General features: G+C 60.5%; 29 protein-coding genes and 1 other RNA gene. 14 read left to right on the forward strand and 16 right to left on the reverse strand.

Features of this window, described 5'->3' with window-relative positions; translation table 11 throughout:
* Positions 1-109 precede the first annotated feature (109 nt).
* Both VOI23_RS16825 and VOI23_RS16830 read left to right on the forward strand, forming a co-directional pair.
* Positions 110-331, forward strand: coding sequence for a hypothetical protein (locus tag VOI23_RS16825; RefSeq protein WP_323786151.1), 222 nt, complete (start codon positions 110-112; stop codon positions 329-331).
* A 114-nt stretch (positions 332-445) separates the two neighbouring features.
* Positions 446-1,183, forward strand: a complete 738-nt coding sequence (locus tag VOI23_RS16830; RefSeq protein WP_323786152.1) for a Bax inhibitor-1/YccA family protein — start codon at positions 446-448, stop codon at positions 1,181-1,183.
* 55 nt (positions 1,184-1,238) lie between these two features.
* Here the strand turns inward: VOI23_RS16830 and VOI23_RS16835 are convergent, their stop codons facing one another.
* From VOI23_RS16835 to VOI23_RS16880, 10 genes are all read right to left on the reverse strand, one after another.
* Positions 1,239-2,171: a carbon-nitrogen hydrolase family protein gene (locus tag VOI23_RS16835; RefSeq protein WP_323786153.1), complete on the reverse strand. Its 933-nt coding sequence runs from the start codon at positions 2,169-2,171 to the stop codon at positions 1,239-1,241.
* Between the two features lie 87 nt (positions 2,172-2,258).
* On the reverse strand, positions 2,259-2,945 hold the full coding sequence (locus VOI23_RS16840; RefSeq protein ID WP_323786154.1) for a VIT family protein: 687 nt from the start codon (positions 2,943-2,945) through the stop codon (positions 2,259-2,261).
* A 79-nt stretch (positions 2,946-3,024) separates the two neighbouring features.
* A complete protein-coding gene (locus VOI23_RS16845) occupies positions 3,025-3,537 on the reverse strand; it encodes a GNAT family N-acetyltransferase (protein WP_323786155.1) in 513 nt (170 codons plus the stop codon).
* A 94-nt stretch (positions 3,538-3,631) separates the two neighbouring features.
* On the reverse strand, positions 3,632-3,799 hold the full coding sequence (gene rpmG / locus VOI23_RS16850) for a 50S ribosomal protein L33 (RefSeq protein WP_058261865.1): 168 nt from the start codon (positions 3,797-3,799) through the stop codon (positions 3,632-3,634).
* Between the two features lie 198 nt (positions 3,800-3,997).
* Positions 3,998-4,397, reverse strand: an RNA gene (gene rnpB / locus VOI23_RS16855) — RNase P RNA component class A.
* Positions 4,398-4,408: 11 nt separating this feature from the next.
* Positions 4,409-5,023 (reverse strand): N-acetylmuramoyl-L-alanine amidase, encoded by a 615-nt coding sequence (locus VOI23_RS16860; RefSeq protein WP_323786211.1) that lies wholly within the window; start codon positions 5,021-5,023, stop codon positions 4,409-4,411.
* 67 nt (positions 5,024-5,090) lie between these two features.
* Positions 5,091-5,825: a hypothetical protein gene (locus VOI23_RS16865; RefSeq protein WP_323786156.1), complete on the reverse strand. Its 735-nt coding sequence runs from the start codon at positions 5,823-5,825 to the stop codon at positions 5,091-5,093.
* 35 nt (positions 5,826-5,860) lie between these two features.
* Positions 5,861-7,348: an Asp-tRNA(Asn)/Glu-tRNA(Gln) amidotransferase subunit GatA gene (gene gatA / locus VOI23_RS16870; RefSeq protein ID WP_323786157.1), complete on the reverse strand. Its 1,488-nt coding sequence runs from the start codon at positions 7,346-7,348 to the stop codon at positions 5,861-5,863.
* A complete protein-coding gene (gene gatC / locus VOI23_RS16875; protein WP_323786158.1) occupies positions 7,348-7,635 on the reverse strand; it encodes an Asp-tRNA(Asn)/Glu-tRNA(Gln) amidotransferase subunit GatC in 288 nt (95 codons plus the stop codon). Before gatC ends, gatA begins: the two co-directional genes overlap by 1 nt.
* Positions 7,636-7,668: 33 nt before the next feature.
* Positions 7,669-8,325: a ceramidase domain-containing protein gene (locus tag VOI23_RS16880; RefSeq protein ID WP_323786159.1), complete on the reverse strand. Its 657-nt coding sequence runs from the start codon at positions 8,323-8,325 to the stop codon at positions 7,669-7,671.
* 331 nt (positions 8,326-8,656) lie between these two features.
* Between VOI23_RS16880 and VOI23_RS16885 the strand changes: the two genes are divergently transcribed.
* Entirely contained in the window at positions 8,657-9,541 is an 885-nt protein-coding gene (locus VOI23_RS16885; RefSeq protein WP_323786160.1) for a hypothetical protein, read from the forward strand.
* Positions 9,542-9,662: 121 nt separating this feature from the next.
* Here the strand turns inward: VOI23_RS16885 and VOI23_RS16890 are convergent, their stop codons facing one another.
* The 3 genes from VOI23_RS16890 to VOI23_RS16900 are packed head-to-tail and all read right to left on the reverse strand — an operon-like array spanning position 9,663 to position 13,433.
* Positions 9,663-10,643, reverse strand: coding sequence for a hypothetical protein (locus VOI23_RS16890; RefSeq protein WP_323786161.1), 981 nt, complete (start codon positions 10,641-10,643; stop codon positions 9,663-9,665).
* Positions 10,640-12,373, reverse strand: coding sequence for a hypothetical protein (locus VOI23_RS16895; RefSeq protein ID WP_323786162.1), 1,734 nt, complete (start codon positions 12,371-12,373; stop codon positions 10,640-10,642). Before VOI23_RS16895 ends, VOI23_RS16890 begins: the two co-directional genes overlap by 4 nt.
* Positions 12,374-12,389: 16 nt before the next feature.
* Complete coding sequence (locus VOI23_RS16900) at positions 12,390-13,433, reverse strand: NAD-dependent epimerase/dehydratase family protein (protein ID WP_323786163.1); 1,044 nt, start codon at positions 13,431-13,433, stop codon at positions 12,390-12,392.
* A gap of 211 nt (positions 13,434-13,644) precedes the next feature.
* On the opposite strand from VOI23_RS16900, the gene VOI23_RS16905 reads away from it, so the two are divergent.
* Entirely contained in the window at positions 13,645-15,063 is a 1,419-nt protein-coding gene (locus VOI23_RS16905) for a UbiA family prenyltransferase (RefSeq protein WP_323786164.1), read from the forward strand.
* 6 nt (positions 15,064-15,069) lie between these two features.
* Here VOI23_RS16905 and VOI23_RS16910 read toward each other — a convergent pair whose 3' ends face one another.
* Positions 15,070-15,474: a GtrA family protein gene (locus VOI23_RS16910; RefSeq protein ID WP_323786165.1), complete on the reverse strand. Its 405-nt coding sequence runs from the start codon at positions 15,472-15,474 to the stop codon at positions 15,070-15,072.
* Between the two features lie 141 nt (positions 15,475-15,615).
* On the opposite strand from VOI23_RS16910, the gene VOI23_RS16915 reads away from it, so the two are divergent.
* Positions 15,616-16,308, forward strand: coding sequence for a metal-dependent hydrolase (locus VOI23_RS16915; RefSeq protein ID WP_323786166.1), 693 nt, complete (start codon positions 15,616-15,618; stop codon positions 16,306-16,308).
* Positions 16,309-16,367: 59 nt separating this feature from the next.
* Here the strand turns inward: VOI23_RS16915 and VOI23_RS16920 are convergent, their stop codons facing one another.
* Entirely contained in the window at positions 16,368-16,817 is a 450-nt protein-coding gene (locus VOI23_RS16920; protein WP_323786167.1) for a nucleoside deaminase, read from the reverse strand.
* Between the two features lie 85 nt (positions 16,818-16,902).
* Here VOI23_RS16920 and VOI23_RS16925 point away from each other — a divergent pair, with 85 nt between their 5' ends.
* From VOI23_RS16925 to VOI23_RS16960, 8 genes are all read left to right on the forward strand, one after another.
* Complete coding sequence (locus VOI23_RS16925) at positions 16,903-17,919, forward strand: pseudouridine synthase (RefSeq protein ID WP_323786168.1); 1,017 nt, start codon at positions 16,903-16,905, stop codon at positions 17,917-17,919.
* A gap of 259 nt (positions 17,920-18,178) precedes the next feature.
* The gene (locus VOI23_RS16930) at positions 18,179-19,060 is read left to right on the forward strand and encodes a 5-bromo-4-chloroindolyl phosphate hydrolysis family protein (RefSeq protein WP_323786169.1); all 882 of its coding nucleotides are present in this window, start codon (positions 18,179-18,181) and stop codon (positions 19,058-19,060) included.
* Positions 19,061-19,093: 33 nt separating this feature from the next.
* Positions 19,094-20,293, forward strand: coding sequence for a toxic anion resistance protein (locus VOI23_RS16935; protein WP_323786170.1), 1,200 nt, complete (start codon positions 19,094-19,096; stop codon positions 20,291-20,293).
* Positions 20,294-20,300: 7 nt separating this feature from the next.
* Positions 20,301-21,251: a DUF2927 domain-containing protein gene (locus VOI23_RS16940; protein WP_323786171.1), complete on the forward strand. Its 951-nt coding sequence runs from the start codon at positions 20,301-20,303 to the stop codon at positions 21,249-21,251.
* 74 nt (positions 21,252-21,325) lie between these two features.
* A complete protein-coding gene (locus VOI23_RS16945) occupies positions 21,326-22,456 on the forward strand; it encodes an SPFH domain-containing protein (RefSeq protein ID WP_323786173.1) in 1,131 nt (376 codons plus the stop codon).
* A gap of 186 nt (positions 22,457-22,642) precedes the next feature.
* Positions 22,643-23,116 carry a DUF1178 family protein gene (locus VOI23_RS16950; protein WP_323786174.1) on the forward strand — a complete coding sequence of 158 codons (474 nt, stop codon included), beginning with the start codon at positions 22,643-22,645 and terminating at the stop codon, positions 23,114-23,116.
* Between the two features lie 22 nt (positions 23,117-23,138).
* Entirely contained in the window at positions 23,139-23,783 is a 645-nt protein-coding gene (locus tag VOI23_RS16955) for an SDR family NAD(P)-dependent oxidoreductase (protein ID WP_323786175.1), read from the forward strand.
* Complete coding sequence (locus VOI23_RS16960; RefSeq protein ID WP_323786176.1) at positions 23,780-24,286, forward strand: AAA family ATPase; 507 nt, start codon at positions 23,780-23,782, stop codon at positions 24,284-24,286. Before VOI23_RS16955 ends, VOI23_RS16960 begins: the two co-directional genes overlap by 4 nt.
* A gap of 19 nt (positions 24,287-24,305) precedes the next feature.
* Here VOI23_RS16960 and VOI23_RS16965 read toward each other — a convergent pair whose 3' ends face one another.
* Positions 24,306-24,839 carry a flavodoxin domain-containing protein gene (locus VOI23_RS16965; protein WP_323786177.1) on the reverse strand — a complete coding sequence of 178 codons (534 nt, stop codon included), beginning with the start codon at positions 24,837-24,839 and terminating at the stop codon, positions 24,306-24,308.
* Positions 24,840-25,112: 273 nt separating this feature from the next.
* Between VOI23_RS16965 and VOI23_RS16970 the strand changes: the two genes are divergently transcribed.
* The gene (locus tag VOI23_RS16970; protein WP_323786179.1) at positions 25,113-26,351 is read left to right on the forward strand and encodes an aspartate kinase; all 1,239 of its coding nucleotides are present in this window, start codon (positions 25,113-25,115) and stop codon (positions 26,349-26,351) included.
* Positions 26,352-26,368: the final 17 nt, after the last annotated feature.

Raw genomic sequence — 26,368 nt, forward strand, 5'->3', positions numbered from 1 at the left:
GATGCATCAATTCAAAAACATTCGTTTTCAAAATGTCTCATACTTCCCCATATACATCAACAGAAATGATGAGAAACCCTCAATCAATCACGAATAGGAAGGCGACAAGATGTCAACAATGATCAATACCCAAGTAAACTGCCGTCCTGCCAAGGGCCGGACCCTGTCCCTTTTCACCCGTCTGATACAGGTCAATGCCTTGATGCGTCAGCGCCATGCCCTGCGCAATCTGGACCAAGCTAGGCTGGAAGATCTGGGGCTGAGCCGCGAACAGGCCGATGCCGAAGCACGCCGCCCGATTTGGGACGTCCCCAACACCTGGATCAAATAAACGCGAAAAAGCGCAGATCAGCCGCGCCGGAAACTTGAAAACGGCAACAAGGTCACCGATATTCGCTATAAGCCCCTCTAATGGGGCAAAACAGTTTACCAATCGGAGGCTTTTATGGCTGAATTCGACACGATCCGGAACGTTGCGGGCGCCCGCGCGACCCAGATTGACGAGGGTCTACGCGCCCATATGAACAAGGTCTATGGCACCATGTCCATCGGCCTGTTGCTGACCTTCGCGGTTGCATGGGCGGTCGGCACGTCACCCGAACTACTGGGTATCCTGCGCGATCCGATGACCCTGAAGCCCAATATCTTGGGGTATATCGTCATGTTCGCCCCCCTGATCATGGTGTTTGCCTTCAGCGCGGCGCTGAACCGCCTGTCGGCGGCTGGCGCGCAAACCTTCTTCTACGTCTTCGCGGCGATAATGGGGCTTAGCCTGAGCTGGATCTTCGTGGCCTTCACCGGCTTCTCGATCGCGCAGGTCTTCCTCGTCACCTCGATTTCTTTCGCTGGCCTGTCGCTTTGGGGCTACACCACGAAGAAAGATATCTCCGGTTGGGGATCGTTCCTGATCATGGGGCTGATCGGCATCATCGTTGCTTCGATCATCAATATGTTCCTTGGGTCGCCAGCGATCAATTTCGCGATCTCGATCATCGGCGTGCTGATCTTTGCCGGCCTGACCGCCTACGACACGCAGAACATCAAGTCGACCTATCTCCAGCATGCCCATAGCGGCGATAGCGAATGGCTCGGCAAGGCGGCAATCATGGGGGCGTTGAGCCTTTATCTGGACTTCATCAACCTGTTCATGATGCTGCTGCAACTGTTGGGCAACCGCGAATAAGTCCTGACGGATAATAGATCACTGGGCCGCCCTTCGGGGCGGCCTTTTTGTTGGGCTATTCGAATTTGACCGGGCTTTGCGGATTGCGATCTACGTGCAGCGTAAAGACATCCGGCCTTGCATAGTGACCGCAGGCGTCGAATTTGCGGCGCGAAGCCCGCGCCTCGGACACGTCGATATCATGCAGCAGCAGGCCCTTTTCCTCATGCATAGGGCCAACCACGACCCCACCGAAAGGACGGTAAATTACCGCGTCGCCGGGGTTGATCCATTCGTCTTCGTTCGGGAACAGTTCGTCGCGGCTAGGCACATCTTTGGGAATGTCAGCCGCCTCCAACGCCGTGGCGCAACTGATCACCCAGCAACCGCCTTCGCGGGCAATATGCTGCATCGTGGCCAACCAGGTCGCGCCACTGTCCCAGGTCGGCGCGACATAGATATCGATATTCTGGGCATAGAGCGCGTAGCGCGCCAACGGCATGTAGCTTTCCCAACAGATCAACGCACCGATCCGGCCCACTGCGGTTTCCACCACGTTCAGTCCTGACCCGTCGCCAAACCCCCAGACCATGCGTTCGGGATTTGTCGGCATCAATTTGCGGTGATTATTGGCAAGCCGACCATCCGCATCAATGATGGCGCAGCTGTTATACAGGGTACTACCGCTGATTTCACCGTCGAGTTCCTGATATCCCAGCACCACCACGACGCCATGATCTCGCGCCGCGTCTCGGATCGGTTGCAGCCCGTCTTGGCTGAGATCAACCGAATTCGCCTGCAATTTCGAAAACAGGGCGTCGGTCTTGCCCATGCCCGCTCCCGGCTGCAGGCGCCAGACGAATGTCGGATAGCCGGACAGCCAGGCTTCGGGAAAGACCACCAGTTCGGCCCCCTGCCCGGCAGATTGACCGATCAGGTCAACGGCCCTTTCCAAGGATTTTCCGAGGTTAAGATAAACCGGCGGCTGCTGAATGACAGAAACCTTCATGGCGACACTCCTTATGGCGTATCCTCCGCAGGATAGCACAATCTTGGAATTCACCGAAATTGCTGCTCGAGCCGTGTATTCAGCGGATCAAACGGCCATATCGAAAACCAGCCCCACCACGAAGGTCACAGTCATCGCCAGACCGCCCCAGAACAGCACCCGCACGATGCCAGGCCCCTTGGGGGCACCACCCAGCCAAGCGCCCGTACTGCCCAGCAGCGCCAGCGCCAGCATGGTGATCGTGGCAATCACCGGCATACCAAGGTCATGCGGCGCGAACACCGCCCCGGCCAGCGGCAGGACGCCACCAATCGCGAAGGCCAGCGCTGACGCGATGGCCGCCTCCAGAGGATTGGAACTGGCCAATTCGGTCAGGCCCAGCTCTTCTCGGGCATGGGCATCGAGCGCATCGTGCTCGGTCATCTCATGCGCCACTTGCAGGGCCAGCTCCGGCGACACGCCGCGCGACTGCAATCCTTGCGACAATTCATAAAGTTCGTATTCCGGATCTTCTTCCAGCGCCTGAAGTTCGCGCGCCAGATCTGCGGCTTCGGCATCGGATTGGGCGGACACCGACACATATTCCCCTGCCGCCATCGAAAATGCCCCCGCGGTCACCCCCGCCAACCCGGTCAGCAACACACCCGACCGGTCCATCCCCGCCGCCAGAACACCGACCAACAGGCTTGCGGTCGAAACGATCCCGTCATTTGCCCCAAGGACAGAGGCGCGCAGCCAACTGCTGCGATTGATGTAATGGCCTTCTTTCGGCATCGTCTTCTCCTGCTTCAGCAATGGGATATGCGATTGCCGGGGCCTTGTTGAGAGTAAACTTGTGTGGTTGGGCTGCGACTTAAAGCGCCCTTAGCATAAACATTGCCGGGAATGTTATGCCCGGGCGCAACGGTACGTCGATCCGATGCTGAGGAAGGAACCCCAGCGCGGTATAAAACGGTACCGCCGTCAGCGTGGCCTGACAGTGCAGGTTCAGCATGCCATGTTCTTTAGCATCGGCCAGAACGGTCGTCATCAGCGCCCGTCCGATGCCCTGACGGGTCTGACGATGGTCGGTCACAACATGGCGGATATGACCCGTTTGCGCGGCATCCTCACCTCGTTGCGGCGCGGCACGGGTCCATCCACCTGCGCCGCAGATATTTCCGTCTTTTTCGACGACGAAATAAGTGCCTGACCGCAACAGGTCAGGCTGGGCACGGGATATGATCGGCAGCGCGGTGACCAAAACCGAAGCCGGGTAATCGGCCTTCAACAGCGCCGGATAACTGCGCGACAGCAGCATATCCACTGCGATCATATCGTCGGCAGTACTGCGACGCACGGTCAGGGACGGGATCGTTTGCGACATCAGGCAGTCTTTCAAATCATGCCAGCGCGACACAAAAAAACGCCGCGCGGCCCGGGGCTGCGCGGCGTTTTCGAAACTCAGGTCAGGGAAGATCTTATTTGATCTTGCCTTCCTTGTATTCGACATGCTTGCGCACAACCGGATCGTATTTACGTACAACCATCTTTTCGGTCATGGTACGGGCGTTCTTCTTGGTCACGTAGAAGTGGCCCGTGTCTGCGGTCGAGTTCAGACGGATTTTGATCGTCGTTGGCTTCGCCATTGGTATTTCTCCAGTCTCATTCGAAACGGGTCAGTCGGGCCGCCCGTGGAATCCTTGAAGCCCGCCTTGTAAGGCTTCCGCGCTCCGAGTCAACCGCTATTTGACGTTCCCGCCACGGCAGATCGAATTCCTTAAGCTGACAGCCAGAACGCCCGCTGCCAAGCCCCGCTGCGATCGTCGCGTCAGGCCAGGCCAGAAACGCGCGGAGGGCCTGTAAGCCGGATTCTGTCATAGGCGGGTTGCCCCGCCCGAGATGACCATTCCTCTGAACGAACCGTTACCGATCCGCCTATAGCTGCCAACCCGGGCCTCTGGGTCAAGGCAGACCCTGCGGTGATATCCGGGAACCCGGATCATGCCCGCGCGAGGCCCCTATTCGGCATTGCTCCGGGTGGGGCTTGCCGTGCCGGTCCTGTTACCAGTCCCGCGGTGGGCTCTTACCCCACCGTTTCACCCTTACCCCTGCGGACAGGGGCGGTTTGTTCTCTGTGGCGCTTTCCCTGGGGTTGCCCCCGCCGGGCGTTACCCGGCACCCTTACCTTGTGGAGTCCGGACTTTCCTCCCGGGCCTGAGCCCAAGCGGCCATCCGGCCCTCCGCGCCTGAGTGATCTAGGCGGTCGGGGCGGAATGGTCAACGGGGAAGCGCACCGCCAGATCAGCCATTAAGGCCCGGTCAGTTTGATCCAGCGCGCCGGTCACGCCGGGCCGGAACCGATCGCGGAAGGCCCCCAGGACCGTATCAGCATCGAAACACTCGCAAGAATACCCAAACCGCGTGGCATCGGTGACAAAATCCCCCGGCTCGGCGGCTTCCGGCCAGATCGACAGCCCCTGCCGGGCCAGCCTCTGCCAGTCGAAGCGCGGACCGGGATCGTGTTTGCGATCCGGTGCCATATCGGAATGGCCGATCACCCGCTCGGGCGGGACCTGCCAACGCGCCATGATCCCCGGCAGCAGCGCCTCAAGTGCCGCCATTTGCGGTTCGGAAAACGGATGGGTGCCCAGATTGGCCAATTCGATCCCGATCGAGCGTGAATTGACGTCCGCGACAGCCCCCCATTGCCCTGCCCCGGCATGCCAGGCGCGCATCTCTTCTTCGACCATCTGCCATATCCGGCCGCGTTCGCAGATCAGGTAATGGGCCGAAACCTCGGCCTTAGGGTCGCAAAGGCGATCCAGCGCCGCTCTGGCGCTGGTCATCGCGGTATAGTGCAAAACGATCAAATCGGGCCGCGCAGCTTGGCGGCGGGGCCCGAAATTCGGTGAAGGGTGCTGGATCAGGGCCGGCCTGTCAGCCACCGCTGACCTGACGGAATGGTGCGGGATTCCAGGAACAGGCATAACCATCGCCATCGGGGTCAACGCCCAGACGGTCCTTCTGTGGACCGCCTTTTTTCAGGAACGCAGCCTGCGCCTGATCGGGCGACGGGTATTTGGCACAGTTGCGTCTTGCCCGGCCTTCGCTGGCCGCGAAGCGCGAATACATTTGCTGTCCCACCGGGTTCGACGTCGACAGCGCATAATTAACGATATTGGGTCCTTCGTCCCCGGGGCGCGTCGGCAGCGCGGTCGGCTGGACCACTTCATACTGCGCCCGGTTCTGTTCGATCTTCTGCGCATCGCTTTCGATAGACCGCAAGGTCGAGACATTCTCGAAATCATTTTCCTTGGACATCCCGCTCGGTCCGAGCGCAACCTGCGGTGCCGGGTTCGCCGGGGTGGCATTGACCGGCGTTTCGCCCGAATTCAACGCAGCCGCAGTTTCCGCAGCCAACCGTTCGGCTTCGCTTTCATCGGTTCCAAGGGGCACCGCGCGATTGGCGCTGGCAATGGCAGGTTGTTCCTGGGACACCGCCATCGGGGCCGCCAAAGGCTGCCCCTGACCGGCCAGCGCGGCATCACGCGCGGCCTGCTGTTGCCGCTGATCGGAATAGCTGCCGAAACCGACGCCGGGATTGCTGTCGGGGATCGACGCATCGCAGGCCGCCAGCCCGAGAAGCGCCATAGAACAAAGGATAAACCGCATCGTGAAATCCTGCCCGTGTTTGTTTGCCCGAAGGTTTACCACCATTTACCCGGTTTTGCCACAAAACCGGCGGCCTTTTCCAAGGCATAGGCGGTATTCAGCAAATCGCCCTCTTCCCAGGGGCGACCGATCAGTTGCAGCCCCAGCGGCAGACCTTGCGCATCCAGCCCCGCAGGAACGCTGACGCCCGGCAAACCGGCCAGGTTCACCGTCACGGTGAAAACGTCGTTGAGATACATTTGCACCGGATCGGCATCGGTCATTTCGCCCAGGCCAAAGGCAGCCGACGGTGTTGCCGGGGTCAGGATCGCGTCGATCCCGGCGGCAAACACATCGTCGAAGTCCTTCTTGATCAGCGCACGCACCCGGCGGGCGCGGTTGTAATAGGCATCGTAAAACCCGGCCGACAACACGTAGGTGCCGACCATGACACGGCGCTGCACCTCGTGACCGAAGCCTTCGGCGCGGGTCTTTTCATACATCTCGGTGATGCCATCGCCTGCGTCCAGCTTGGCGCGGTGGCCGTAACGTACACCGTCATAGCGCGCCAGGTTCGACGACGCTTCGGCGGGGGCAATCACGTAATAGGCGGGCAGCGCGTATTTGGTATGCGGCAGCGAAATGTCGACGATCTCGGCACCGGCATCTTTCAGCATCGCGCGACCATCGGCCCAGAGCTGATCGATCTCGGCGGGCATACCGTCCATGCGGTACTCTTTCGGAATACCGATTTTCTTGCCCTTGATATCGCCGGTCAGCATCGCTTCGAAATCCGGCACCGGGATGTCGGCGCTGGTGGAATCCTTCATGTCATGACCGCACATGGTTTCCAGCATGATCGCGGCATCACGTACTGTCTTGGTCATCGGCCCGGCCTGATCCAGCGACGAGGCAAAGGCAACGATCCCCCAGCGCGAACAACGGCCATAGGTCGGCTTGATGCCCACCGTGCCGGTAAAGGCGGCAGGCTGGCGGATCGACCCGCCGGTATCGGTGCCGGTCGCGGCAAGGCACAAATCGGCCGCAACGGCGCTCGCAGACCCGCCCGAAGACCCGCCCGGGGTCAGCGGCGTATCGTCATTGCCGCGCCGCCACGGGTTGACCGCGTTTCCATAGCAGGAGGTTTCGTTGGACGATCCCATGGCGAATTCGTCCATGTTCAGCTTGCCCAGCATGACCGCGCCTGCAGTGAACAGGTTCGAAGACACGGTGGATTCGTATTCCGGCTTGAACCCTTCCAGGATGCGGCTGGCAGCCTGGCTCGGCACGCCCTTGGTGCAGAACAGATCCTTGATGCCCACCGGCAGACCGCACATCGACGGTGCGTCGCCCGCGGCGATTCGCGCATCGGCCGCCTTGGCCTGTTCCAGCGCGATCTCCGGCGTCTTGTGCACGAAGGCGTTCAACGCATCGGCCTTGTCGATGGCGGCAAGGCAGGCTTCGGTCAGCTCGACGCTGGTGACGTCCTTGGCGCGCAGCTTGTCGCGGGCCTCGGCGAGGGTGAACTTGTTCAGATCGGTCATTATTCCACCACCTTCGGAACCGCGAAAAAGCCTTCACGCGCATCGGGCGCGTTGGACAGTATCTTGTCTTGCATATTGCCGTCCGTAACCACGTCTTCGCGCCGCTTCAGTCGCATCGGCGTGACCGAGGTCATCGGTTCGATCCCGTCCACATCCACCTCGTTGAGCTGCTCGATGAAGCCCAGAATGGTGTTGAATTCATTGGCCAGCGCCGGCAGCGCCTCGTCCTCGACCTTGATCCGGGCGAGCTTAGCCACCTTGGCGGCGGTTTTGGTGTCGATCGACATCTGCAGATCTCCGTTTTCCAGTTGCAACAGCGTTTAGCGCCGTGGCGATCCATCCGCAAGCATGTGACGGCGATAGACCTCGATCATCCAGCCCAGCATGATGGCGTTGAGCAAATGCCAGACGAAATGCGTGCCCTGCGGCCAATACGCGCAAAGCGGCTCGTCAAGGCTGCGGAAGGTGATCGAGACGGTCAGGATCGCCGCGCCGATGCCCAGCCCCCGCGCCGTGGCGGGCGCGCGGCGGCGCAGCAGCAGCGCATGAATCGCGATCAGCAGCGGCACCGGCGCGTATCCCGCCGATGATCCCAACCCCGGCAGTAACTGGAACAGTGGCACCGTCAGCGCCGCATAGGGAAAGAACAGAAGCGTGGTAGCGAAGGCCCGCCCCGGCGAGAGGTGCCAGAAATCCCGGTGAGCGGCGAAGATATAGATCAGCACGAAGATCAGGATCGGCGGCGTATCGGCCAGCCCGGCCCAGACCTGCGCATGGGTGTGAAACAGCCATGACCCGATCCCGATCAGCGCCAGGTTGGCGCTCAGCGCCCGTCCCACCCCCAGCCCGGCCATGCGTGGCCACAGGATTGCCGCGGCCAACACGAAACCAAGATTGGTCAGCGCATTCACTGGCTCGGCCCAGTATTCCGGCCCGGCGCGTTCGCAATATCCATCCACTGCACGCAGCCAATCCATCGCACCGCCCTTTCATCTTGCCGGAAATACTCACATCACAGCGGTGCCGAAAATACCCCAGCCTGGCAAGGGGGCGGGCTTGACTGTTTGGAACCTTCCCGGGTTCAGCACCGGACGGCCCGGTTACCTCCATTTAGCGCAATACCCCACAGCATTTGGCAAAGAACTTGCAGGCAATCTTCCGGATGGCCCAGGTGTGTATCGGCAGAAATCGGCAGGTTTTCTCAGGTTTCGGCAGGTTCTTGCGCATACCAGAGCCGACATCTTGATCCGGGACCGGGAACCTGTGACCTATGCGGAGACATTTATATTGGCAGGCGAGTGGCGAGATATGGCAGGCAATGGTTTTGTTGCGCGCAGTGCAGGCGCGTTGGTTTCTTTTGCGATCTTTTTCATGGGGGCGACGGTGGCACAGGCGGCAGTGACCTGCCCCAAACCGTTGACTGCGGACATCCCGCAACGTGCCCTGCGCGCCCCCTCGGGCAGCGAAGTCATGTCCCACCTGCAGAAAGTCAGCGGCACCAAACGGGATCATGAAGTGCTGGGCCAGGTTCTGGCTGGCAATATTCCGTCCTTCCTGCGGCAGCTTAAACCGGTCGAAATCACCGGCACCCGCAAAAACGGCGAAGAGGTGCGCGTCACCCTGTGCGTGATGCCGGAATATCTGGCGGTGGGCGATGACCGCGATTTCGTCCGGGTGCCGATGGGACTGGCCGCGGCGGCGCGGATCGCCAATGAAACCGGGTTCCTGCTGCCGACGACCAAGATGGTGGATGCGATTTACAGTCAGGCCCGCGTCCATCTGGCCCCGCGCCCGATGAAACCCACCTCGCAGATGGAATCCACTGCCTATCTGCTGGAACACAACCACACGCTGGACACGCAGCGCGCACAGGAAAGCCGCGATATGGCCGAACTGACCGCTGGTCAGAAGAAAGACATCGTGCTGACCAACCGGCTGCGTCAGAAACCGGGCCGGGTGGCGATCTACGGCTGGCACCGTCCCAACGGCAAGCCGATCCAACCGCTAAGCACTGTTCATGGCGCATCTTATGCCGATTACAGCCACGGCGTCCGGTTGATCAGCCGCACCGCCTTTGTAAACGGCAAGGCGGAAGACCTGACCAAGCTGATGCAGGACCGCGAACTGTCTTATATCGTCAGCAGTGAAGGCCCGATCTCTGATCCCCAGAAGCTGCTGGCCCGGCAATACTGAACCGCGCCTTTCTGACACAAAACAGAAAACGCCAAGGGCTGATAATGCCCTTGGCGTTTCTCGTTTCTGGGTTTCAGCCCCTAAACCAAGCGTAAACGGCACCAAAGCGCCGGACCCCGGTTTAGTCGATCGTTTTACAGCAGCGGAAACTGAGATGGTAATTCTCATGGCTGGCCGGGCTCATCACCCGCGACCCGTGCCAATACGGCGCGCGCCAGCGGCACCAATCGGGATGGGCGCGGTATTTGTCCCAGATGAACCAGCTGCCTTTCATCTCGGTGACGCCCAGCTTGGTGCTGCCCGTGCTGGCCATCTGATCCGGCGCCATCGGCAGGTTCATGTGTTCGGCCGCATTGCCGTGCTGATCATAAACACCCAACTTGCTGACGCAGTTGGGGAAAGCCCCGGTCGGATAGGTATTCGATCCGCAGCTGCCAAAACCACCACCGCCGCAACTGGCGCTTTTCTGGCTGTTCTGGGCACAGACACCGCGCTGAAACTCCGGACCATAAGCCCAGCTTTTGCTGGCCCCGTATTTGGCGTTATGGGCGCTGCGCATTGCCGCCACCGATCCCAGACCAAAATAGTAATCTGGCGGTTCCAGCGCCCCGGCGCAGGCGCCTTCCCATTCATGGGCATCGCAGATCCGCTTGCCGATGGCGGCGCAGACCTCGGCCGCCTCCTTGGCCTTGGTCCAGACCACCGGATAGGTGCAGGGGATGTTGGGAAATTCGAACATGTCGATGCAGGCCTTGGCATCTTCGGGCCGTTCGCGGCGCGGATCGTATAGCGGCGCCATATATTTATCGCCGCAAATCCGGGTGTTGCGGGCGTTGTTATACCGGCTCACGCCGCCGGGAATGCGGTCACGGCATTCCGCAGGCGTCATCGGATGCCGGGTGATCGCCGGGTTGCCCTGCCCCATGAAACCCGAACGGGCAAATATCTGTTTCACCCGCTGCATTTCGGCATCGCTAAGCCGGTGCTCTGATTTCAGCTGTTTGAACAGAACCTCGTTGGCCTCTTGCAGCGTTTCCGCCCGCGCCGGGGCAGTGAGATTCAGCAAGACGGCGAGGATCGCAAAGACAAAACGTGCAGTCATGGCTTGGGTTCCTTCCGGGTCAGGTAAAACAGATCGCGGTTATCGGCGAAACCGATGAACCGGGGGACGATTGTGCCGCCACGGGCCTTCTTTTCGATCAGCGACATGCCCGGTACCAGATGTTCGACATGCCGCTTACCGCCCTGCGGCACGTAAAGCGCCAGATAGGTATGTTCGAGCGCGTTCATGTCCAGCAGCATAGCATAATTGCAGCCATAGGCCTGAAAAGTCCGCGCCATGGCAGACGGCGTAGCGGTCGAGAAATACCCGTAGATCAGGTACCGGCGGTCATTCGCCGTCGCCATACAGGCCCCGGCGCGCAGCGTGCGCAAATCCGCATCGGCCGATCCGGACCAGTTACCCGGCCCCCATTGGGTCACCCGGTCGCCCGGCACCGGCTGACCGGTGGCGGGGTCAGTCACCACCAAGGGCACACCGTTTTGCCGGGCAAAGACGATCTTGGGCAGCAGCGCGTTATCGCTTTCCTGCCAGGTCTTCATCGCGATGGTGCCGTCGGTCAGCCGGTACAGTGTCGACAGGTCGGGCTGCAATTTGCTCAGAACCACGCCCTTTTCGATAAAGCCGTAATGATGGCCCAGATTGGTCCCCGCATAATCGCCGTATTTGAACGCGCCATGCTGACGCTTGAAGCCGCCGGTAAAGGTGGCCACCGCACGGCTGGCGATCACCGGATTGACCATGCCCAACGTGACCAGCGGCTTGGCGGTGTCGATCCCGTCCGGTCCCGGCAGACCGCGAGGACGGACCGAATAGGGTGGCCGAGAAGACCACCCCAGTGCCGGATGATCGGTGCCCACCGCATAGCCGATATCGTACAGCCCAAGATCGAAGGCGACCATATACCCGGTGGCCCGGGATTCGACCCCGTCCAGCCGGTTCGCGCCAGCGGTGGCGAACACGTCATCGCTGATCGCGCGCGGCTGGAAGGCGCTTGCGAATACACCGTCAATCCCGTCCACGCGGTACCATTGCCCGATGGTCATCCGGCCCGGTTCAGCCCCCGCCAGCCCAAAATCAAGCAGGGTGGATATCACTGGCTGGTCTTCCGGCGCGTCCTTGCCACGCATCGGGACGGGACCGGCATTGACGCCGCCCTCGCCGCCAGTGCCCAGCGCAATGCTGGTTTCAAGCTGTGAATCCTTGTAAAAATTGTCACGCACGAACCGCACGATGGTTTCACCGCCCCAGACATTGTCACGCAGGAAATCGGTCGCGGTTTCGATACTGGTCCGCGCCCCGGTCACCCGGTTGCGCAGGAACAATGCCCCGTCGCAGATCGGCGCATAGGCCACCCCGCTTTTGCGCGCTTCGATCAGCGCCGCAGCGCCGTCGGCCCAAGGGGTGCAGGTCACCTCGCCTTTGGCCGTGGTGACGATCAGCGCCGGGGTGCTGCCGGGGCGCAGGACAACGCTTTGACTGTCAGGGGCGGGGTTTTCGAGGTGATAGTCGTCGGCTTTGCCTTCGGGGTCGTCGCGCAATTGCAGCAGATACCATGCCCCGACACCGGGATTGAGCGATATCAGCGTCACATGTTGGCCGGTCGCGGCATCAGTGGCCGCCGTCGTGTCGCGGAACATCTGCAGGTCGATCACGGATTTGGCCTGCACCGCGTCATAGGCATCGCGCTGAAGCGCCAGCCTATCCGTATCCTGTGCAACTGCCGCCCCGGCCAAGGCCATGGTCGCCAACCCCAACGCGATTCGTCTCATTGTCACGCACACCATCTCAAATCACCCAGCGCAGCATCGCCAGCGCGCCTTTCTTCCACGGCACCCGGTGGGTCACCCCGGTTTGCGCCGAAATGCGGTCACGATTGGCCAGATACCATTCGTAATTGCGGATCAGCGCTTCTTCGTTGGAATGTTCGGGCTTGTAGCCCAACCTGTCCTTGGCCTTGTCGATGCTGACGAAACTGTCCTTGCCCGCGGTTTCATAAATCCACTTATACAGCGGCGACAGGTGCAGCGCCTCAAGCGCCCTCAGCGTCCAGATCGCGGGGGCGGCAGGAAATCCGATGATACGCTTGCCGAAACCGGCCCGGTCCAGCACCGCCTGAAAACTTTGCCGCAAGCTGCCGAAGCGTTCCGCCCCGACGTTGAACACATCATTGACCACATCCGCTTCGCCGTGGGCACACAGGTACACCGCCTGATTCAGATCCTCGACATCGAGAAGCTGATAAAGGTTGTCGCCTGATCCCAGTACCGGGAAACCATGTCCATCAGCCGCGAATTCATACAGCAGTTCGAACGCGCCCAGCCGTTCCGGCCCGACAAAGCTTTTCGGTCGCAGAACCGAAACGGTCAGCCCCTTGTCGCGGGCTTCGATGCAGACATGTTCAGCCTGTACCTTGGATTCGCCATAAGGCCCCACCCCGATCATCTCATCGCTTTCGATCAGCGGATGATGGTCGGGAATGCCGTACACGGCGGTCGAGGAAATATGGATGAACCGGTCGATACCGCGTTCCCGCGCGGCCTCCAGCATGGCCCTTGTCCCGTCGACATTGGTGGAATGGATTTCCCCCGGATCTGCCAGCGGCAAAGCGGCGGCGCAATGCACCACCACGTCGATGCCCTCAAAGGCCGTATCGTGCAACGACCGGTCGCGGACGTCGCCCTGCAACACCGATATCCGGTCCGCTTCGGGATAGCTGAAAGGCGCGATGTCATAGCTGCGCACCTCGTGGCCGCGGTCCAGCAGATAGCGCACCAGATTGATCCCCATGAAGCCGGCGCCGCCAGTTACAAGAAAGCGTTTTTTCTCCATTGTCATGCCTCTTTTGGTCAGCGGCCATCTGCGCCGCCGATCCTGTTCGCGTATTCGTTTCCACCCCAAGTTGGAACAAAGCCGCCCGGTCGGACATGATCTGTATCAAGGGATGCCAGAGACCCGGTTGGTATTCCCCGATGCCGGGGATATCATCGGTGAAACACCGTCCCCTCTGCTACAACGACACAGCTTAACAGGCGCGCCCAGAATGAAAATGACCCCAGCTTCCCAGCATCTGGAAAAGGTGCCGCTGATCCTGCATCTGGAAGGCGCCCTGTTACGGACCGACCTGAGCTACGAAAGCTTCTGGGCCGCCCTGGGGCATGACGTGCCGGTCACTTTGCGGCACATCGCGGCGGGTGCCAGTGTGCAATCGCTGGCCGGGATCGCCGCGCCTGCGGCCGAACACCTGCCATTACACGACGATATCGCCGACCGCGCCCGCGCCGCAATTGCCGAAGGCCGTCAGGTGCACCTGATATCCGGCGCGGATCAGGCGCTGATCGAGGCGGTGGCGGCGCGGCTAAGCTTGCCGGGGCCACATTTCGGGATCGACCCCGACCGCGACCTGAACGGTGCCACATTGGCGGATTTCCTGAGATCCCGGTTCGGGACGGGCGGGTTCGATTATATCGGCGGCCCCGACGAAGATCCCGAAATCTGGGATCTTGCGCGACAGGCCACCGCCGTGACGGGATCGAACCGGCACCCTCAGAAACTGGCGCAGGTAAAAAAGCCCGTCGATGTCATCGAGGATGGCTGGACCTGGGGCGCATTGCTGCGCGAGATGCGGCCGCATCAATGGATCAAGAACATCCTGCTCTTCGTGCCGCTGCTGGCGGCGCATCGGTTCGAAGCTGCGCCAATGCTGCAGGCTGCACTGGCCTTTGCCGGGTTCAGCCTTGGGGCGTCGGCGATCTATATTCTGAACGATCTTCTCGATCTCGACGGCGACCGCCGCCACCCGGAAAAGCGCTACCGCCCGATCGCATCGGGTGCCTTGCCGATCCCGGCGGCGACCCGGGCCAGTGCGGCCTTGGTGCTGCTCGCCCTTGCGCTGGCGCTGATGGTCAGCCCCGCAGTGGCGGCGCTGACCGCACTCTATATGACCGGCAGCCTGAGCTATTCTTTGTGGCTCAAGAAATGGCGCTGGCTGGATGTGATCACACTGGCCTGCCTGTTCCTCTTGCGGCTGCTGACCGGGGCCGTTTCGGTTGAGGTCACGGTGCCGTTACCGTTGCTGGCCTTTGCCTTCGTGGCGTTTTTCGTGCTGGCCTGCGTCAAACGGATCACCGCGCTCAGCCGCCTGCATGTCGATGGCCAACTGCCCCGGCGCGGCTATCGGCCATCCGATCTGCGCTGGCTGGAATGGGCCTCTTTTGGCGCAATCCCGGTGTCGGCCGGGCTGTTCTTGCTTTATGTATTCGGGTCCGAAGCAGCGCAGCTATACGACCATCAGCTATTGCTGTCACTTGCGGCGGTGCCGCTAGTGGTCTGGCTGTTCCGTGTGGTCCGGCTTAGCCTGCAAGGGCTGGAAGATTTCGACCCCGTGCGGTTCGTTCTGCATGACCGTGTTGGCATGGCGATCATTCTGGCCGCCATCGTGTTGGTGGTTCTGGCCGCCTGACCCCGGTCAGCGCGGTCCGTCGGTGTTCAGAAAAACGAACCTACGGTCCAGATTGTATTTCACCAGATATCCAATGCTCAGCCCGATCACCGCCCCCAATTCGCGCATCGCATCGGTCTGCCACACGAACCAGAAGGCGCTTTCACAGCCCCAGAACAGCAGCGTCGTGCCAATCCCCGTGGTGGTATACAGCAGGAACTTGCGCCCCTCTTCGCGTGCCGGTCGGGCGACATCGTAAAAAATCCAACGCTTGTCGAGGAGATACTTTGCGATCAGCCCCGACCCGGTGCCCGCAATCATCGCCGGGAAAAACCATTCCCCGTTGGCCCAAAGCACCCCGCGCTGCGCCGCCAGATTGATCAGCGTCGCCACTGCGGCGAACCCGGCATACCGGATAACAAGCGTCGACATGTTCACAATCGCGTCCCCCTTTGACATGTCATGAAAGCTGAACGCAGGCATTGCAAGCGTGAAATCGACGCTGAAATCCGCATGTTGTCAGCCGCGCCGCCCATGCTAGGTTGACGTCAAAATCAATACAGGAGGTGAGAGATGAAAATTACATGGTTGGGCCATTCCAGCTTCCGCATGGAAATCGCCGATCAGGTGCTGCTGGTGGATCCCTGGCTCAGCGGCAACCCGATGTTCCCCGAAAGCAGCCGCAATGCCGCCATTCAAGGCGCGACGGCGATCCTGGTAAGCCACGGGCATGGCGATCATTCCGCCGATGCTTTGGCGATTTCCAAGGAACTGGATATTCCCATCGTCGGAATCTACGATTTGATGAGCTACTGGGAAGCCAGCGAAGACGCCAAGGTCATCGGCTTCAACAAAGGCGGCACAGTCCGGCTGGGCGATGTCGCGGTCACGATGGTGAACGCCTCTCATTCCTCGTCAATCGGCGGTGAAAACGGGCCGGTCTATGCCGGAACAGAATCGGGCTACATGATCGCGGGCGATGGGCATGTGATCTATTTCACTGGCGACACCGATGTGATGGCGGATATGAAGGTTTTCAACGATCTTCACGCGCCCGATATCGGCATCCTGTGCGCTGGCGGCCATTTCACAATGGATATGAAACGCGCGGCCTATGCGGCAAAAACCTTCTTTGATTTCAAGACGGTGATCCCGTGTCATTACCGCACCTTCCCAATCCTGGAACAGTCGGCAGAGGAGTTGGCAAAAGGCCTGCCCGGCGTCAATGTGATCGAACCGCAAGTGATGGAAGCGATCACGGTCTGAGATCGCTCTGGCGGTCTGCACGATTACTACCGGCCGGGGGGGGCCTGCCCCCCACGGCCTCAGCGGCGCTTGGCGAAGAACGCTTTGAGCAACGCCTCGGACGGCTTGGCGTCGATATGGTCATAGACCTCGGGCACGTGATGGCATTGCTTGTGGCTGAAAATGCGCGGGCCATGCGCCACCCCACCGCTTTTCGGGTCTGCCGCACCGTAATACAGTCGTGCGATCCGGGCCGCCGAAATCGCGGTGGCGCACATCGGACAAGGTTCCAGCGTCACGTACAGGTCATAGCCTGGCAATCGTTCGCTGCCTGCCAGCGTACAGGCGGCGCGGATAACCAATATCTCAGCATGAGCGGTGGGATCGTTCAATTCGCGTGTGCGGTTGCCCGCCTGCGCCACGACATTCCCGTCCGGCGAAACCATAACGGCACCGACCGGAACTTCGCCGCGATCGGCAGCCGCCCGCGCCTCTTGCAGGGCGATATCCATGAAACTGCGAAAAACCATGTCCTTCCTTGCCCCGCGATCGGTGCTTTCGCAATGGCGAATTTTGCGCTAAGCCTCGGCCTTCCCATCCCGAAAAGGTCCGCCCATGTCCGACACGACGCCCGCAGGAGAACGCATCGCCAAGGTCATCGCCCGTGCCGGGGTGGCCAGTCGGCGCGAGGCCGAGAAACTGATCGCAGAGGGTCGGGTGACGGTGAATGGCAAACCGATCGACAGCCCGGCGCTGAACGTCACTCCAAAGGACAAGGTGGTGGTCAACGGCAAACCGCTCGACGCGCCGGAACCGGCGCGCCTTTGGTTGTATCACAAACCCACCGGGCTGGTGACAAGCCACAAGGATGAACAGGGCCGGCCTACGATTTATGACAGACTGCCCGACGACCTGCCCCGGGTGATGAGTGTGGGGCGGCTTGACCTGAATTCCGAAGGGCTACTTCTGTTGACCAATGATGGCGAGCTCAAGCGCAAGCTGGAACTGCCTTCGACCGGCTGGCTGCGCAAATACCGGGTCAGGGTCAAAGGCAACGTGCGTGACGACATTTTGGAACCGCTGCGCAAGGGGATCAGTGTCGAAGGCGAGCGGTTCCAGCCGATGATCGTCAGTTTTGACCGTCAACAAGGCGCCAACGCCTGGCTGACCGTGGGGCTGCGCGAAGGTAAAAACCGTGAAATCCGCCGCGCAATGGAAGCCGTCGGGCTGGTGGTAAACCGGCTGATCCGGGTGTCTTACGGGCCGTTCCAACTGGGTCAGTTGAAATCAGGCGAAGTCGAAGAGTTACGCCGCAAGGTGTTACGCGATCAATTAGGTCTGGACCCGGCGGAACCGGAACAACCGCAACAGCCGCGCGGGCGCGGCCCGCAGATCAAGCGCGGCGGTGCTGAAAAACGAAGCGACGGCGGCAAGCCCGGCACAAGCAAAAAGCCCGGCCTGCGTGGTCGACCCGGTGCGGGCGGCAAACCCGGTGCCGGAGGCAAACACCGCGCGGTCGACTGGCCCGATGCAGGTGGTCGGCCCGGCGCAGAGCGCGGCAAAAAGCCGGGCCAGCGCAAACCAAACGCATCAAAAGGCAGGAAACCCGGCGGCGGGACGCCGAAACGCTAAGTCAACGATCCGGTCAAGAACAAGGCCGTAAACCGCCGGGCCTGTGCCGCGGCGGATCGTCCACCTGCCCTTGCGTCATCCCTGCATGACATCTTTGCGGCAATCTTCCCCCTAGCAAATGCGCCCCGCGCCGCTTACCCTTTATACGACCTGTCCTTTTTTACGCGAGGCGCTGCATGTCTGGCACCGGATTACAAAAACTGGCTTTTATTTTGCTTGTGTTCCTGACCCTCTACGTGACCATCGCAGGAGGCATGTGATGGCTCAACGCTATGGCGGCCAATACAGCCCCAATGGGAAAACGACCGACACCGCCTCCGCGCCGGGGGCTTACCGCGATGCGAAACGCACCCGTGCAGGTGGCCGGGTCAACCTGCTGTTTCTCACCCCGCTGCCGCTGATCTGGAAGGCGTTCACGTCGGACCCCGTGGCGATGGCGCAATATCTGGTCGCGCTTGGCCTGATGATACTGGCCGCTTGGCTGACCCGCGAAGGGATGCTCGCGCAGGAAAGCTATGAGGCGCGCAAAATCGCCCGCCGCCCCGTCCTGCCGCGCAAGATAATCGGCTCGGTTTTGACCGGGCTGGGTCTGGGCTTGGCCGGATTCACCGGCTTCGGTCCTCTAGAGGCGGTAATCTTCGCGGTTCTCGGCACCGTTCTGCATGGGTTGGCCTTTGGGATGGACCCACTCAAAGACAAGGGCATGGAAGGCGTCGATACGTTTCAGACCGACCGCGTGGCGCGCGCCGTGGAAGAAGCAGAACAATATCTGGCGGCGATGACCGACGCAATGAAACGCGCCGGCGACCGCGATGCGGCCGCGCGGCTGGAGCGGTTTCAAACCGCCGCACGCGATCTGTTCCGCACCGTCGAGGAAGATCCCCGCGATCTGACTGCGGCGCGAAAATACATGTCGGTCTATTTGATGGGCGCACGTGATGCGACGATCAAGTTCGCCGATATTTACGGCAGGTCGCGCGATGCGCAGGCCAGGGCCGATTATATGGCATTGCTTGACGATCTTGAGCAAAACTTCGCCGCCCGCACGCAAAAAATGTTGCTGGATGACCGTAGCGATCTGAATATCGAGATCGAAGTATTGCGGGACCGGCTTAAACGAGAAGGCATTCGAGCGGAATAGCCGCCACCTGCCATTGGTATCGAAGGGGAACCTATGTCTGAAACAATTCAGCAGAAAGCCGCGGCCGACCTGGCCATGGTGGAACAAGTCACCGCTGTTATCCTGCCGGAACCGCAAAAAGCCGAAGCGGTCACCGCCCTTGATGAAGCGGATGCACCAGTGGGCGCGGAGATCCGGTCACGGATGGACGAACTGGATATGTCGGACACCAATTCCATCGTATCCTTTGGATCGGCCGCGCAGGCCGAATTGCAGGAAATCAGCCAGGCGATGCTGACCGATGTGCGCAACAAGGATGTCGGCCCCGCCGGTGACAGCCTGCGCGACATCGTCACCGCGATCCGCGGTTTTTCTGTCAGCGAACTGGACGTGCGGCGCAAGCGCAGCTTTTGGGAAAAGCTGCTGGGCCGCGCCGCGCCGTTTGCCAAATTCACCGCCCGCTATGAAACCGTGCAAGGCCAGATCGACAAGATCACCGACAACCTGCTGAAACATGAACATGTCCTGCTGAAAGACATCAAATCGCTGGACATGCTGTATGAAAAGACACTGGCCTTTTATGACGAGCTGGCGCTTTACATCGCAGCTGGCGAAGCCAAGATGAAAGAGCTGGATGAAACCGCGATTCCGGCCAAGGAAGCTGCGGTGCAGGCCGCACCTGAAAACGATCAGGTGATGGCAGCACAGGAATTGCGCGACATGCGCGCGGCGCGCGACGATCTGGAACGCCGGGTGCATGATCTCAAACTGACCCGTCAGGTCACCATGCAATCGCTGCCTTCGATCCGGTTGGTGCAGGAAAACGACAAATCGCTGGTCACCAAGATCAACTCGACCATGGTGAACACCGTGCCTCTGTGGGAAACTCAACTGGCCCAGGCGCTGACCATCCAGCGCAGCGCCGAAGCCGCCGCCGCCGTGCGCGAGGCCAATGACCTGACCAACGAATTGCTGACGGCAAATGCGGCCAATCTGCGCGAAAGCAACAAGATGATCCGCGAAGAAATGGAACGCGGTGTGTTTGATATCGAAGCGGTGAAGCAAGCCAATGCCGATCTGGTCGCCACCATCAATGAAAGTCTGGCGATTGCGGACGAAGGCAAGGTACGCCGCGCTGCCGCCGAGGAAGAGCTGAAGAAAATGGAAGCGGAATTGCGTGACACGCTGGCGTCGGCCAAGGCCCGCAAAACCGGGTTAGGTGACACTGCGGGTACTGCCGTGCCGTCAAGCTGAGATCGGAATGAAGTTGCGACACACCCTCGGACTGTCCCTTGCCGGCGCGCTGTGCCTGCTGACAGCCTGTACCCCGCTGGGCTTGCAGCGGTCGGCGGTTCCGCAGGCCCGCCCGGCTGGGCTGGCACGGCCGGATCCGGCGGACGCGTCCGCCCGCAGCCGCGAACTGGCCGCCTATTTCCGCAAGGTGCAGGCCGATCTGCTGGCGCAGGGGCTGCTGCGGACCGATGGCGGGGGGCCGGACACACCGTTCACCGCCACCGATTTGGTGCGCAATTTCGAAACCATCGCATTCTACGACGAATATGAACGCGGCGCTGGGTTGCGCAATGCCCATAGCGGGCCGGGTTTTCTGCGCCGCTGGACTGTGCCGGTGCGGTTCGGTGTCGAATTCGGTGCCTCGGTGCCGCAGGCGCAGCGGATCACCGACCGCGCCAATGTGCAATCCTATGCTGCCCGCCTGTCCCGGGTGACCGGGCATCCGATATCCGTGTCCGGCGCCAAGGCCAATTTCCACGTTTTGTTCATGGGCGAAGACGACCGCGCCCAGATGCTGACCCGGGTGCAACAGATCGTGCCCAATATCAATCCCGCCTCAATGCAGATCCTGCGCGATATCCCGCAGTCGATTCATTGTCTGGTGATCGCCTTTTCGGCCACTGGCAATAGCAGCGATTACCGCGAAGCGATCGCGCTGATACGAGCCGAACACCCTGAACTGCTGCGCAAATCCTGTATCCATGAAGAACTGGCGCAGGGATTGGGTCTGGCCAATGACAGCCCGCGCGCACGGCCCTCGATTTTCAATGATGACGACGAATTTTCATTGCTGACCACGCATGATGAAATGCTGCTGCGCATCCTTTACGATCCGCGCCTGCGCCCCGGCATGTCGCTGCGTCAGGCCCATCCGATCATCCGGCAGATCGCCGAGGAACTGACCGGCGGCCGAAGCTGAAGAAGCGGCCCGTTGGGTCTAGAAACGATTTTGCAGGTAGCTATAGTCGCCCTGCGCGCATGAAGGAGGTTTCCATGGGCATTTTCGATTTTCTCACCGGTGAATTCATCGATGTCATTCACTGGGTCGACGATACCCGCGACACGATGGTGTGGCGGTTCGAACGCGAAGGGCATGAAATCAAATACGGCGCCAAGCTGACCGTGCGCGAAGGTCAGGCTGCGGTATTCGTCCACGAAGGCCAGTTGGCCGATGTGTTCACGCCCGGCCTTTACATGTTGGAAACCAACAACATGCCGATCCTGACGACGCTGCAGCATTGGGATCACGGGTTTCAGTCACCGTTCAAATCGGAAATTTATTTCGTCAACACCACCCGTTTCAACGATCTGAAATGGGGCACGAAGAACCCGATCATCTGCCGTGACCCTGAATTCGGCCCGGTGCGCATCCGCGCCTTTGGTACCTATTCGGTGCGGGTCACAGACCCGGCCCGGTTCCTGACCGAAATCGTCGGTACGGACGGCGAATTCACCATGGATGAAATCAGCTATCAGATCCGCAACATCATCGTGCAGGAATTTTCCCGCGTGGTGGCCGGTTCGGGCATTCCGGTTCTCGACATGGCAGCCAATACCGCCGATCTGGGCAAACTGATCGCAGCGGAAATCAGCGGCACCCTGTCAGACTACGGGTTGGCAATGCCTGAGCTTTATATCGAGAATATCAGCCTGCCCCCGGCCGTCGAAGAAGCGCTGGACAAGCGGACCTCAATGGGGTTGGCGGGCGATCTGGGCAAATTCACCCAGTATTCCGCCGCCGAGGCAATGACCGCCGCCGCACAAAACCCGGGATCCAACATGGGGGCCGGGCTTGGCATGGGAATGGGCATGGCGATGGCCCAGCAGATGGCCAATCAGGGCCCGTGGGGACCGCGCCCGCAGACCGCCGCGCCGCAACCGGCACCGCAAACCTCTGTCGCCCCGCCGCCGCCACCGGTCGAACATGTCTGGCATGTGGCCGAAAATGGCGAAACAAAGGGGCCGTTTTCCAAGGCGTCGATGGGCCGGATGGCGTCCTCTGGCACCATCAACCGCGACACCTATGTCTGGACTCCCGGTCAGGACGGTTGGAAAAAAGCAGCCGATGTGATCGAGTTGGCGCAACTTTTCACCATTCTGCCGCCTCCGCCGCCCAGCGCCTGAAACCGCGCCTGCCTGCACTTGGCGAACCGGCCATTGTTGGCGTTCGGGCGCGTCGGTTAGCAGAACAGAGGAACCAAGGTTTCGGGCGTTTCATTGCATGCGCCCGGACGCTGCGGACCGGAACCGGGATTGATCCGACCCGACTTTCTGCTATTTAATATAGTGCCAGAGGCATGGAATATCTTCATGATTCAATACTCATTGAAATGCGCACAGGATCACCGGTTCGACAGCTGGTTCCAATCGGCCGAAGCGTTTGACAAGCTCAACACCGCCGGTCTGGTCACCTGCAGCATTTGCGGATCGAGCGATGTGGAAAAAGCCATCATGGCCCCGCGCGTCCGCCCCAGCCGCAACACTCAAAGCGCCCAGCCGGACACTCCGTCCACCACCCCCCTGCCCGACGACGCACCGAATCCGAGCCTCAGCACACCGGCCAACCCGGCTGAACAGGCCCTGGCAGAGTTGAAGCGCAAGATCGAAGAAACCTCGGAATATGTCGGCGACAAATTCGTCCGCGAAGCCCGTGCGATGCATACCGGCGACGCACCGGAACGGTCGATCTATGGCGAAGCGCGGATCGACGAGGCCAAGCAACTGATTGATGAAGGCGTGCCGCTGACACCGCTGCATTTCGTCCCCGGTCGGAAAACAAATTGACCCCCGTAAAAGAGGTGCTGAAATGCATGTTGTGATCACTGGTGCCAATCGTGGGATAGGTCGCAGCCTGTATGACAGATACTGTGATCGCGGCGACGAAGTAACCGGCACCGCGCGGTCAGCCGACGGTTTCGTGCCGCTTGACGTGACGCAGCCGGATCAGTTCGCCAATCTGGCACGGGCACAGGATGGCAAGCCGGTGGATTTGCTGATCTGCAATGCCGGGGTCTATCTGGACAAGGGCCAATCGCTGGCCGAAGGTTACCCGCCCGAAATGTGGGCAGACAGTTTCGCCACCAATGTCACCGGCGTGTTCCTGACTGTCCAGTCCCTGCTGCCCAATCTGCAGATGACCGATGGCGCGAAGATCGCAATCATTTCGTCGCAAATGGCATCGCACATGCGCGCACCCGGCGGCAGCTATATCTACCGCGCCTCCAAGGCCGCAGTGCTGAACCTTGGCCGCAATTTTGCCGTCGATCTGAAGGGGCTGGATATCTCGGTTGGCATCTATCATCCGGGCTGGGTGCAGACCGATATGGGCGGCCAAGTGGCCGATATCACGGTCGATCAGGCGGCAAGCGGCCTGATAGCGCGGTTTGATGAACTGGGCCCCGACAGCAGCGGCTGTTTTCGCACATGGGATGGTCAGGATCATCCGTTTTGACCGCGGTTCTGATCACGTTCGCCGGATTGCCAGGCTCTGGCAAAAGCACCATCGCCCGCCATCTGGCCCCGCGCCTGCCTGCGATGTGGCTCAGGATCGATGTGATCGAGCAATGTCTGCGCGAAGCACAGCCCGAACGTCATGATCTGGGGGCGGACGGCTACAAGATTGCCGCCGCCGTCGCCGAAGGCAATCTGGCTACGGGCCATCATGTGATCGCCGACAGCGTCAATCCGATTGCGCTGACCCGCGACATCTGGACAGCGATCGCCGATGCGGCCGAGGCGCGACAACTGAGGGTCGAAGTGATCTGTTCGGATCACGACAAACACCGCCACCGGGTGGAAAACCGCCGCCCCGACATCATCGGATTGAATCTGCCCGACTGGCAAGGCGTGCTAAATCGCGAATACCAGCCTTGGGCTGAGGCCGATTTGCAGATCGACACTGCGAAACAATCCCCCGAACAGGCGGTCGACGCGATCCTGGCAGCGCTGAATTAGACGGGTCTTGGTCGGTTTATTAATCGGCGCGTGCCAACCATTCGTCGACAAGCGCCTCTAGCGCCGCCCAATCAGTGTATTCCTTGTCGGCGTCCAGATCGGCATCCGGGTCTTTTGCGGCAAGGATACGGCGCATGATATATCGCCGGAACACGTCGTATTCCGACGGTTTATAGGCCCCTGCGATCTGCTCTACCCGGCTTGGCTGCCAACCTGTTGCCGCTGTGAAATCGTCAAGGATCTGATCCAGACCCCGCCAATCCTCCGCGTCATGACCCGCCGCGGCAAGCGACACCGACAGGAAAAGCATTGGCACGTTGCTTAGGTTTTCGACCTCATGGGACAGGAAATCCGACAACGCACGCGAATAATGCCCCGCGTGGATCGGCGCGGCGACAATCATCCGGTCAAAGCGGCTGAAATCTGTGCCTTTTGCTTCGGACACCGGCAACAGTTCGACCGCCTGTCCGCTATCGGCAATGCGATCCATGATCTTGCGCGCAATCTTGCGTGTCTGCCCTTCGCTGGACGCATAGACTATCAGTACTTTCATGACCTTCCTCCTTGGCAATGGACCAGGCTGCGAATTGAGACGGCAACGGGCGAATCGGTTTCGATGGTTTCCGTCCAACCGGCCCCTGATTTGCGCCAAGACGGCCACAGCGTCCTTGACACCGGTCAAAGCGGTGGGGATTGACCGGCGAAATGGCCCATCTGAAAGCCGCTAGACCAAGGCGTCTGACCGCCTCTATCCCACTCTAATTCTCTTGCCCTCGCCCCGCCCTTTCACTAAACCCGGCGCGATTATAGGGACCAAGGACCGACCATGCCCGTTCTCGTGATGAAATTCGGCGGCACTTCCGTCGCCACGCTCGACCGGATCAAACGCGCCGCCAAACGGGTGGGGCTGGAAGTCGCCAAGGGCTATGACGTGATCGTCATCGTGTCGGCCATGTCCGGTAAAACCAACGAACTCGTCGGCTGGGTCAATGAAACTTCGCCGCTCTATGATGCCCGCGAATATGATGCCGTGGTCAGTTCGGGCGAAAACGTCACCGCTGGCCTGATGGCGCTGACGCTGCAGGAAATGGGCGTGCCAGCGCGCAGCTGGCAGGGTTGGCAGGTGCCGGTGCAGACTACCGACGCCCATGCCAATGCCCGAATCGAAGACATCCCACCGGCAAACATCAGCGCCAAGTTTGCCGAAGGCATGAAGGTCGCCGTGGTCGCCGGGTTTCAGGGCATCAGCCCCGAAGGCCGCATTACCACGCTGGGCCGGGGCGGATCAGACACAACGGCTGTTGCCTTTGCCGCCGCGTTCGACGCGGAACGCTGCGACATCTACACAGATGTGGACGGCGTCTATACCACCGACCCGCGGATCAGTCAGAAGGCCCGCAAACTGCACAAGATTTCCTTTGAGGAAATGCTCGAACTGGCCTCGCTTGGTGCGAAGGTCCTGCAAACCCGTTCGGTCGAACTGGCAATGCGCTACAAGGTCAAACTGCGCGTGCTCAGTTCGTTCGAAGAACCGTCAGATGAGGCAGGTACGCTTGTCTGCGACGAGGAGGACACCATGGAAAACCGCCCTGTATCCGGCATCGCCTATTCGCGTGACGAGGCCAAGATGACCCTCATCTCGGTCGCCGACCGCCCCGGCATCGCCGCCGCGATTTTTGGCCCCCTGTCCGATGCGGGGGTGAACGTGGATATGATCATTCAGAACATTTCCGAAGAAGGCCGGACAGACATGACCTTTTCGTGCCCCATCGATCAGGTGCTCAGGGCAGAAAAGGCGCTGAACGGCGCCAAGGAAAAAGGCGATATCAATTTCCATGATTTGATCGCCGACACCGATGTCTGCAAGGTCTCGGCAGTGGGGATCGGTATGCGGTCGCAATCCGGTGTGGCCGCCAAAATGTTCAAGACACTCTCGGATGAGGGCATCAACATCAAGGTGATTGCAACCTCCGAGATAAAAATTTCCGTCCTGATTGACCGGAAATACTTGGAACTTGCCGTCCAGTCGCTGCATGATGCCTTTGAACTGGAAAAAACGGCCTGAATCGATACGCTTGCCCG

This window comes from Thalassovita sp., from assembly GCF_034670005.1.
In the GTDB taxonomy this organism is placed as follows: Bacteria; Pseudomonadota; Alphaproteobacteria; order Rhodobacterales; family Rhodobacteraceae; genus Thalassobius.

Coding starts and splice junctions, on each gene's coding strand:
- rpmG (WP_058261865.1), bottom strand. CDS start 3,799: ATGGCGAAGCCAACGACGATCAAAATCCGTCTGAACTCGACCGCAGAC.
- VOI23_RS16920 (WP_323786167.1), bottom strand. CDS start 16,817: ATGGTTTTTCGCAGTTTCATGGATATCGCCCTGCAAGAGGCGCGGGCG.
- VOI23_RS16835 (WP_323786153.1), bottom strand. CDS start 2,171: ATGAAGGTTTCTGTCATTCAGCAGCCGCCGGTTTATCTTAACCTCGGA.
- VOI23_RS16900 (WP_323786163.1), bottom strand. CDS start 13,433: ATGGAGAAAAAACGCTTTCTTGTAACTGGCGGCGCCGGCTTCATGGGG.
- VOI23_RS16895 (WP_323786162.1), bottom strand. CDS start 12,373: ATGAGACGAATCGCGTTGGGGTTGGCGACCATGGCCTTGGCCGGGGCG.
- VOI23_RS16950 (WP_323786174.1), top strand. CDS start 22,643: ATGATTCAATACTCATTGAAATGCGCACAGGATCACCGGTTCGACAGC.
- VOI23_RS16910 (WP_323786165.1), bottom strand. CDS start 15,474: ATGTCGACGCTTGTTATCCGGTATGCCGGGTTCGCCGCAGTGGCGACG.
- VOI23_RS16830 (WP_323786152.1), top strand. CDS start 446: ATGGCTGAATTCGACACGATCCGGAACGTTGCGGGCGCCCGCGCGACC.
- VOI23_RS16905 (WP_323786164.1), top strand. CDS start 13,645: ATGAAAATGACCCCAGCTTCCCAGCATCTGGAAAAGGTGCCGCTGATC.
- gatC (WP_323786158.1), bottom strand. CDS start 7,635: ATGTCGATCGACACCAAAACCGCCGCCAAGGTGGCTAAGCTCGCCCGG.
- VOI23_RS16965 (WP_323786177.1), bottom strand. CDS start 24,839: ATGAAAGTACTGATAGTCTATGCGTCCAGCGAAGGGCAGACACGCAAG.
- VOI23_RS16940 (WP_323786171.1), top strand. CDS start 20,301: ATGAAGTTGCGACACACCCTCGGACTGTCCCTTGCCGGCGCGCTGTGC.
- VOI23_RS16880 (WP_323786159.1), bottom strand. CDS start 8,325: ATGGATTGGCTGCGTGCAGTGGATGGATATTGCGAACGCGCCGGGCCG.
- gatA (WP_323786157.1), bottom strand. CDS start 7,348: ATGACCGATCTGAACAAGTTCACCCTCGCCGAGGCCCGCGACAAGCTG.
- VOI23_RS16955 (WP_323786175.1), top strand. CDS start 23,139: ATGCATGTTGTGATCACTGGTGCCAATCGTGGGATAGGTCGCAGCCTG.
- VOI23_RS16865 (WP_323786156.1), bottom strand. CDS start 5,825: ATGCGGTTTATCCTTTGTTCTATGGCGCTTCTCGGGCTGGCGGCCTGC.
- VOI23_RS16825 (WP_323786151.1), top strand. CDS start 110: ATGTCAACAATGATCAATACCCAAGTAAACTGCCGTCCTGCCAAGGGC.
- VOI23_RS16890 (WP_323786161.1), bottom strand. CDS start 10,643: ATGACTGCACGTTTTGTCTTTGCGATCCTCGCCGTCTTGCTGAATCTC.
- VOI23_RS16845 (WP_323786155.1), bottom strand. CDS start 3,537: ATGTCGCAAACGATCCCGTCCCTGACCGTGCGTCGCAGTACTGCCGAC.
- VOI23_RS16840 (WP_323786154.1), bottom strand. CDS start 2,945: ATGCCGAAAGAAGGCCATTACATCAATCGCAGCAGTTGGCTGCGCGCC.
- VOI23_RS16970 (WP_323786179.1), top strand. CDS start 25,113: ATGCCCGTTCTCGTGATGAAATTCGGCGGCACTTCCGTCGCCACGCTC.
- VOI23_RS16885 (WP_323786160.1), top strand. CDS start 8,657: ATGGCAGGCAATGGTTTTGTTGCGCGCAGTGCAGGCGCGTTGGTTTCT.
- VOI23_RS16935 (WP_323786170.1), top strand. CDS start 19,094: ATGTCTGAAACAATTCAGCAGAAAGCCGCGGCCGACCTGGCCATGGTG.
- VOI23_RS16945 (WP_323786173.1), top strand. CDS start 21,326: ATGGGCATTTTCGATTTTCTCACCGGTGAATTCATCGATGTCATTCAC.
- VOI23_RS16925 (WP_323786168.1), top strand. CDS start 16,903: ATGTCCGACACGACGCCCGCAGGAGAACGCATCGCCAAGGTCATCGCC.
- VOI23_RS16915 (WP_323786166.1), top strand. CDS start 15,616: ATGAAAATTACATGGTTGGGCCATTCCAGCTTCCGCATGGAAATCGCC.
- VOI23_RS16930 (WP_323786169.1), top strand. CDS start 18,179: ATGGCTCAACGCTATGGCGGCCAATACAGCCCCAATGGGAAAACGACC.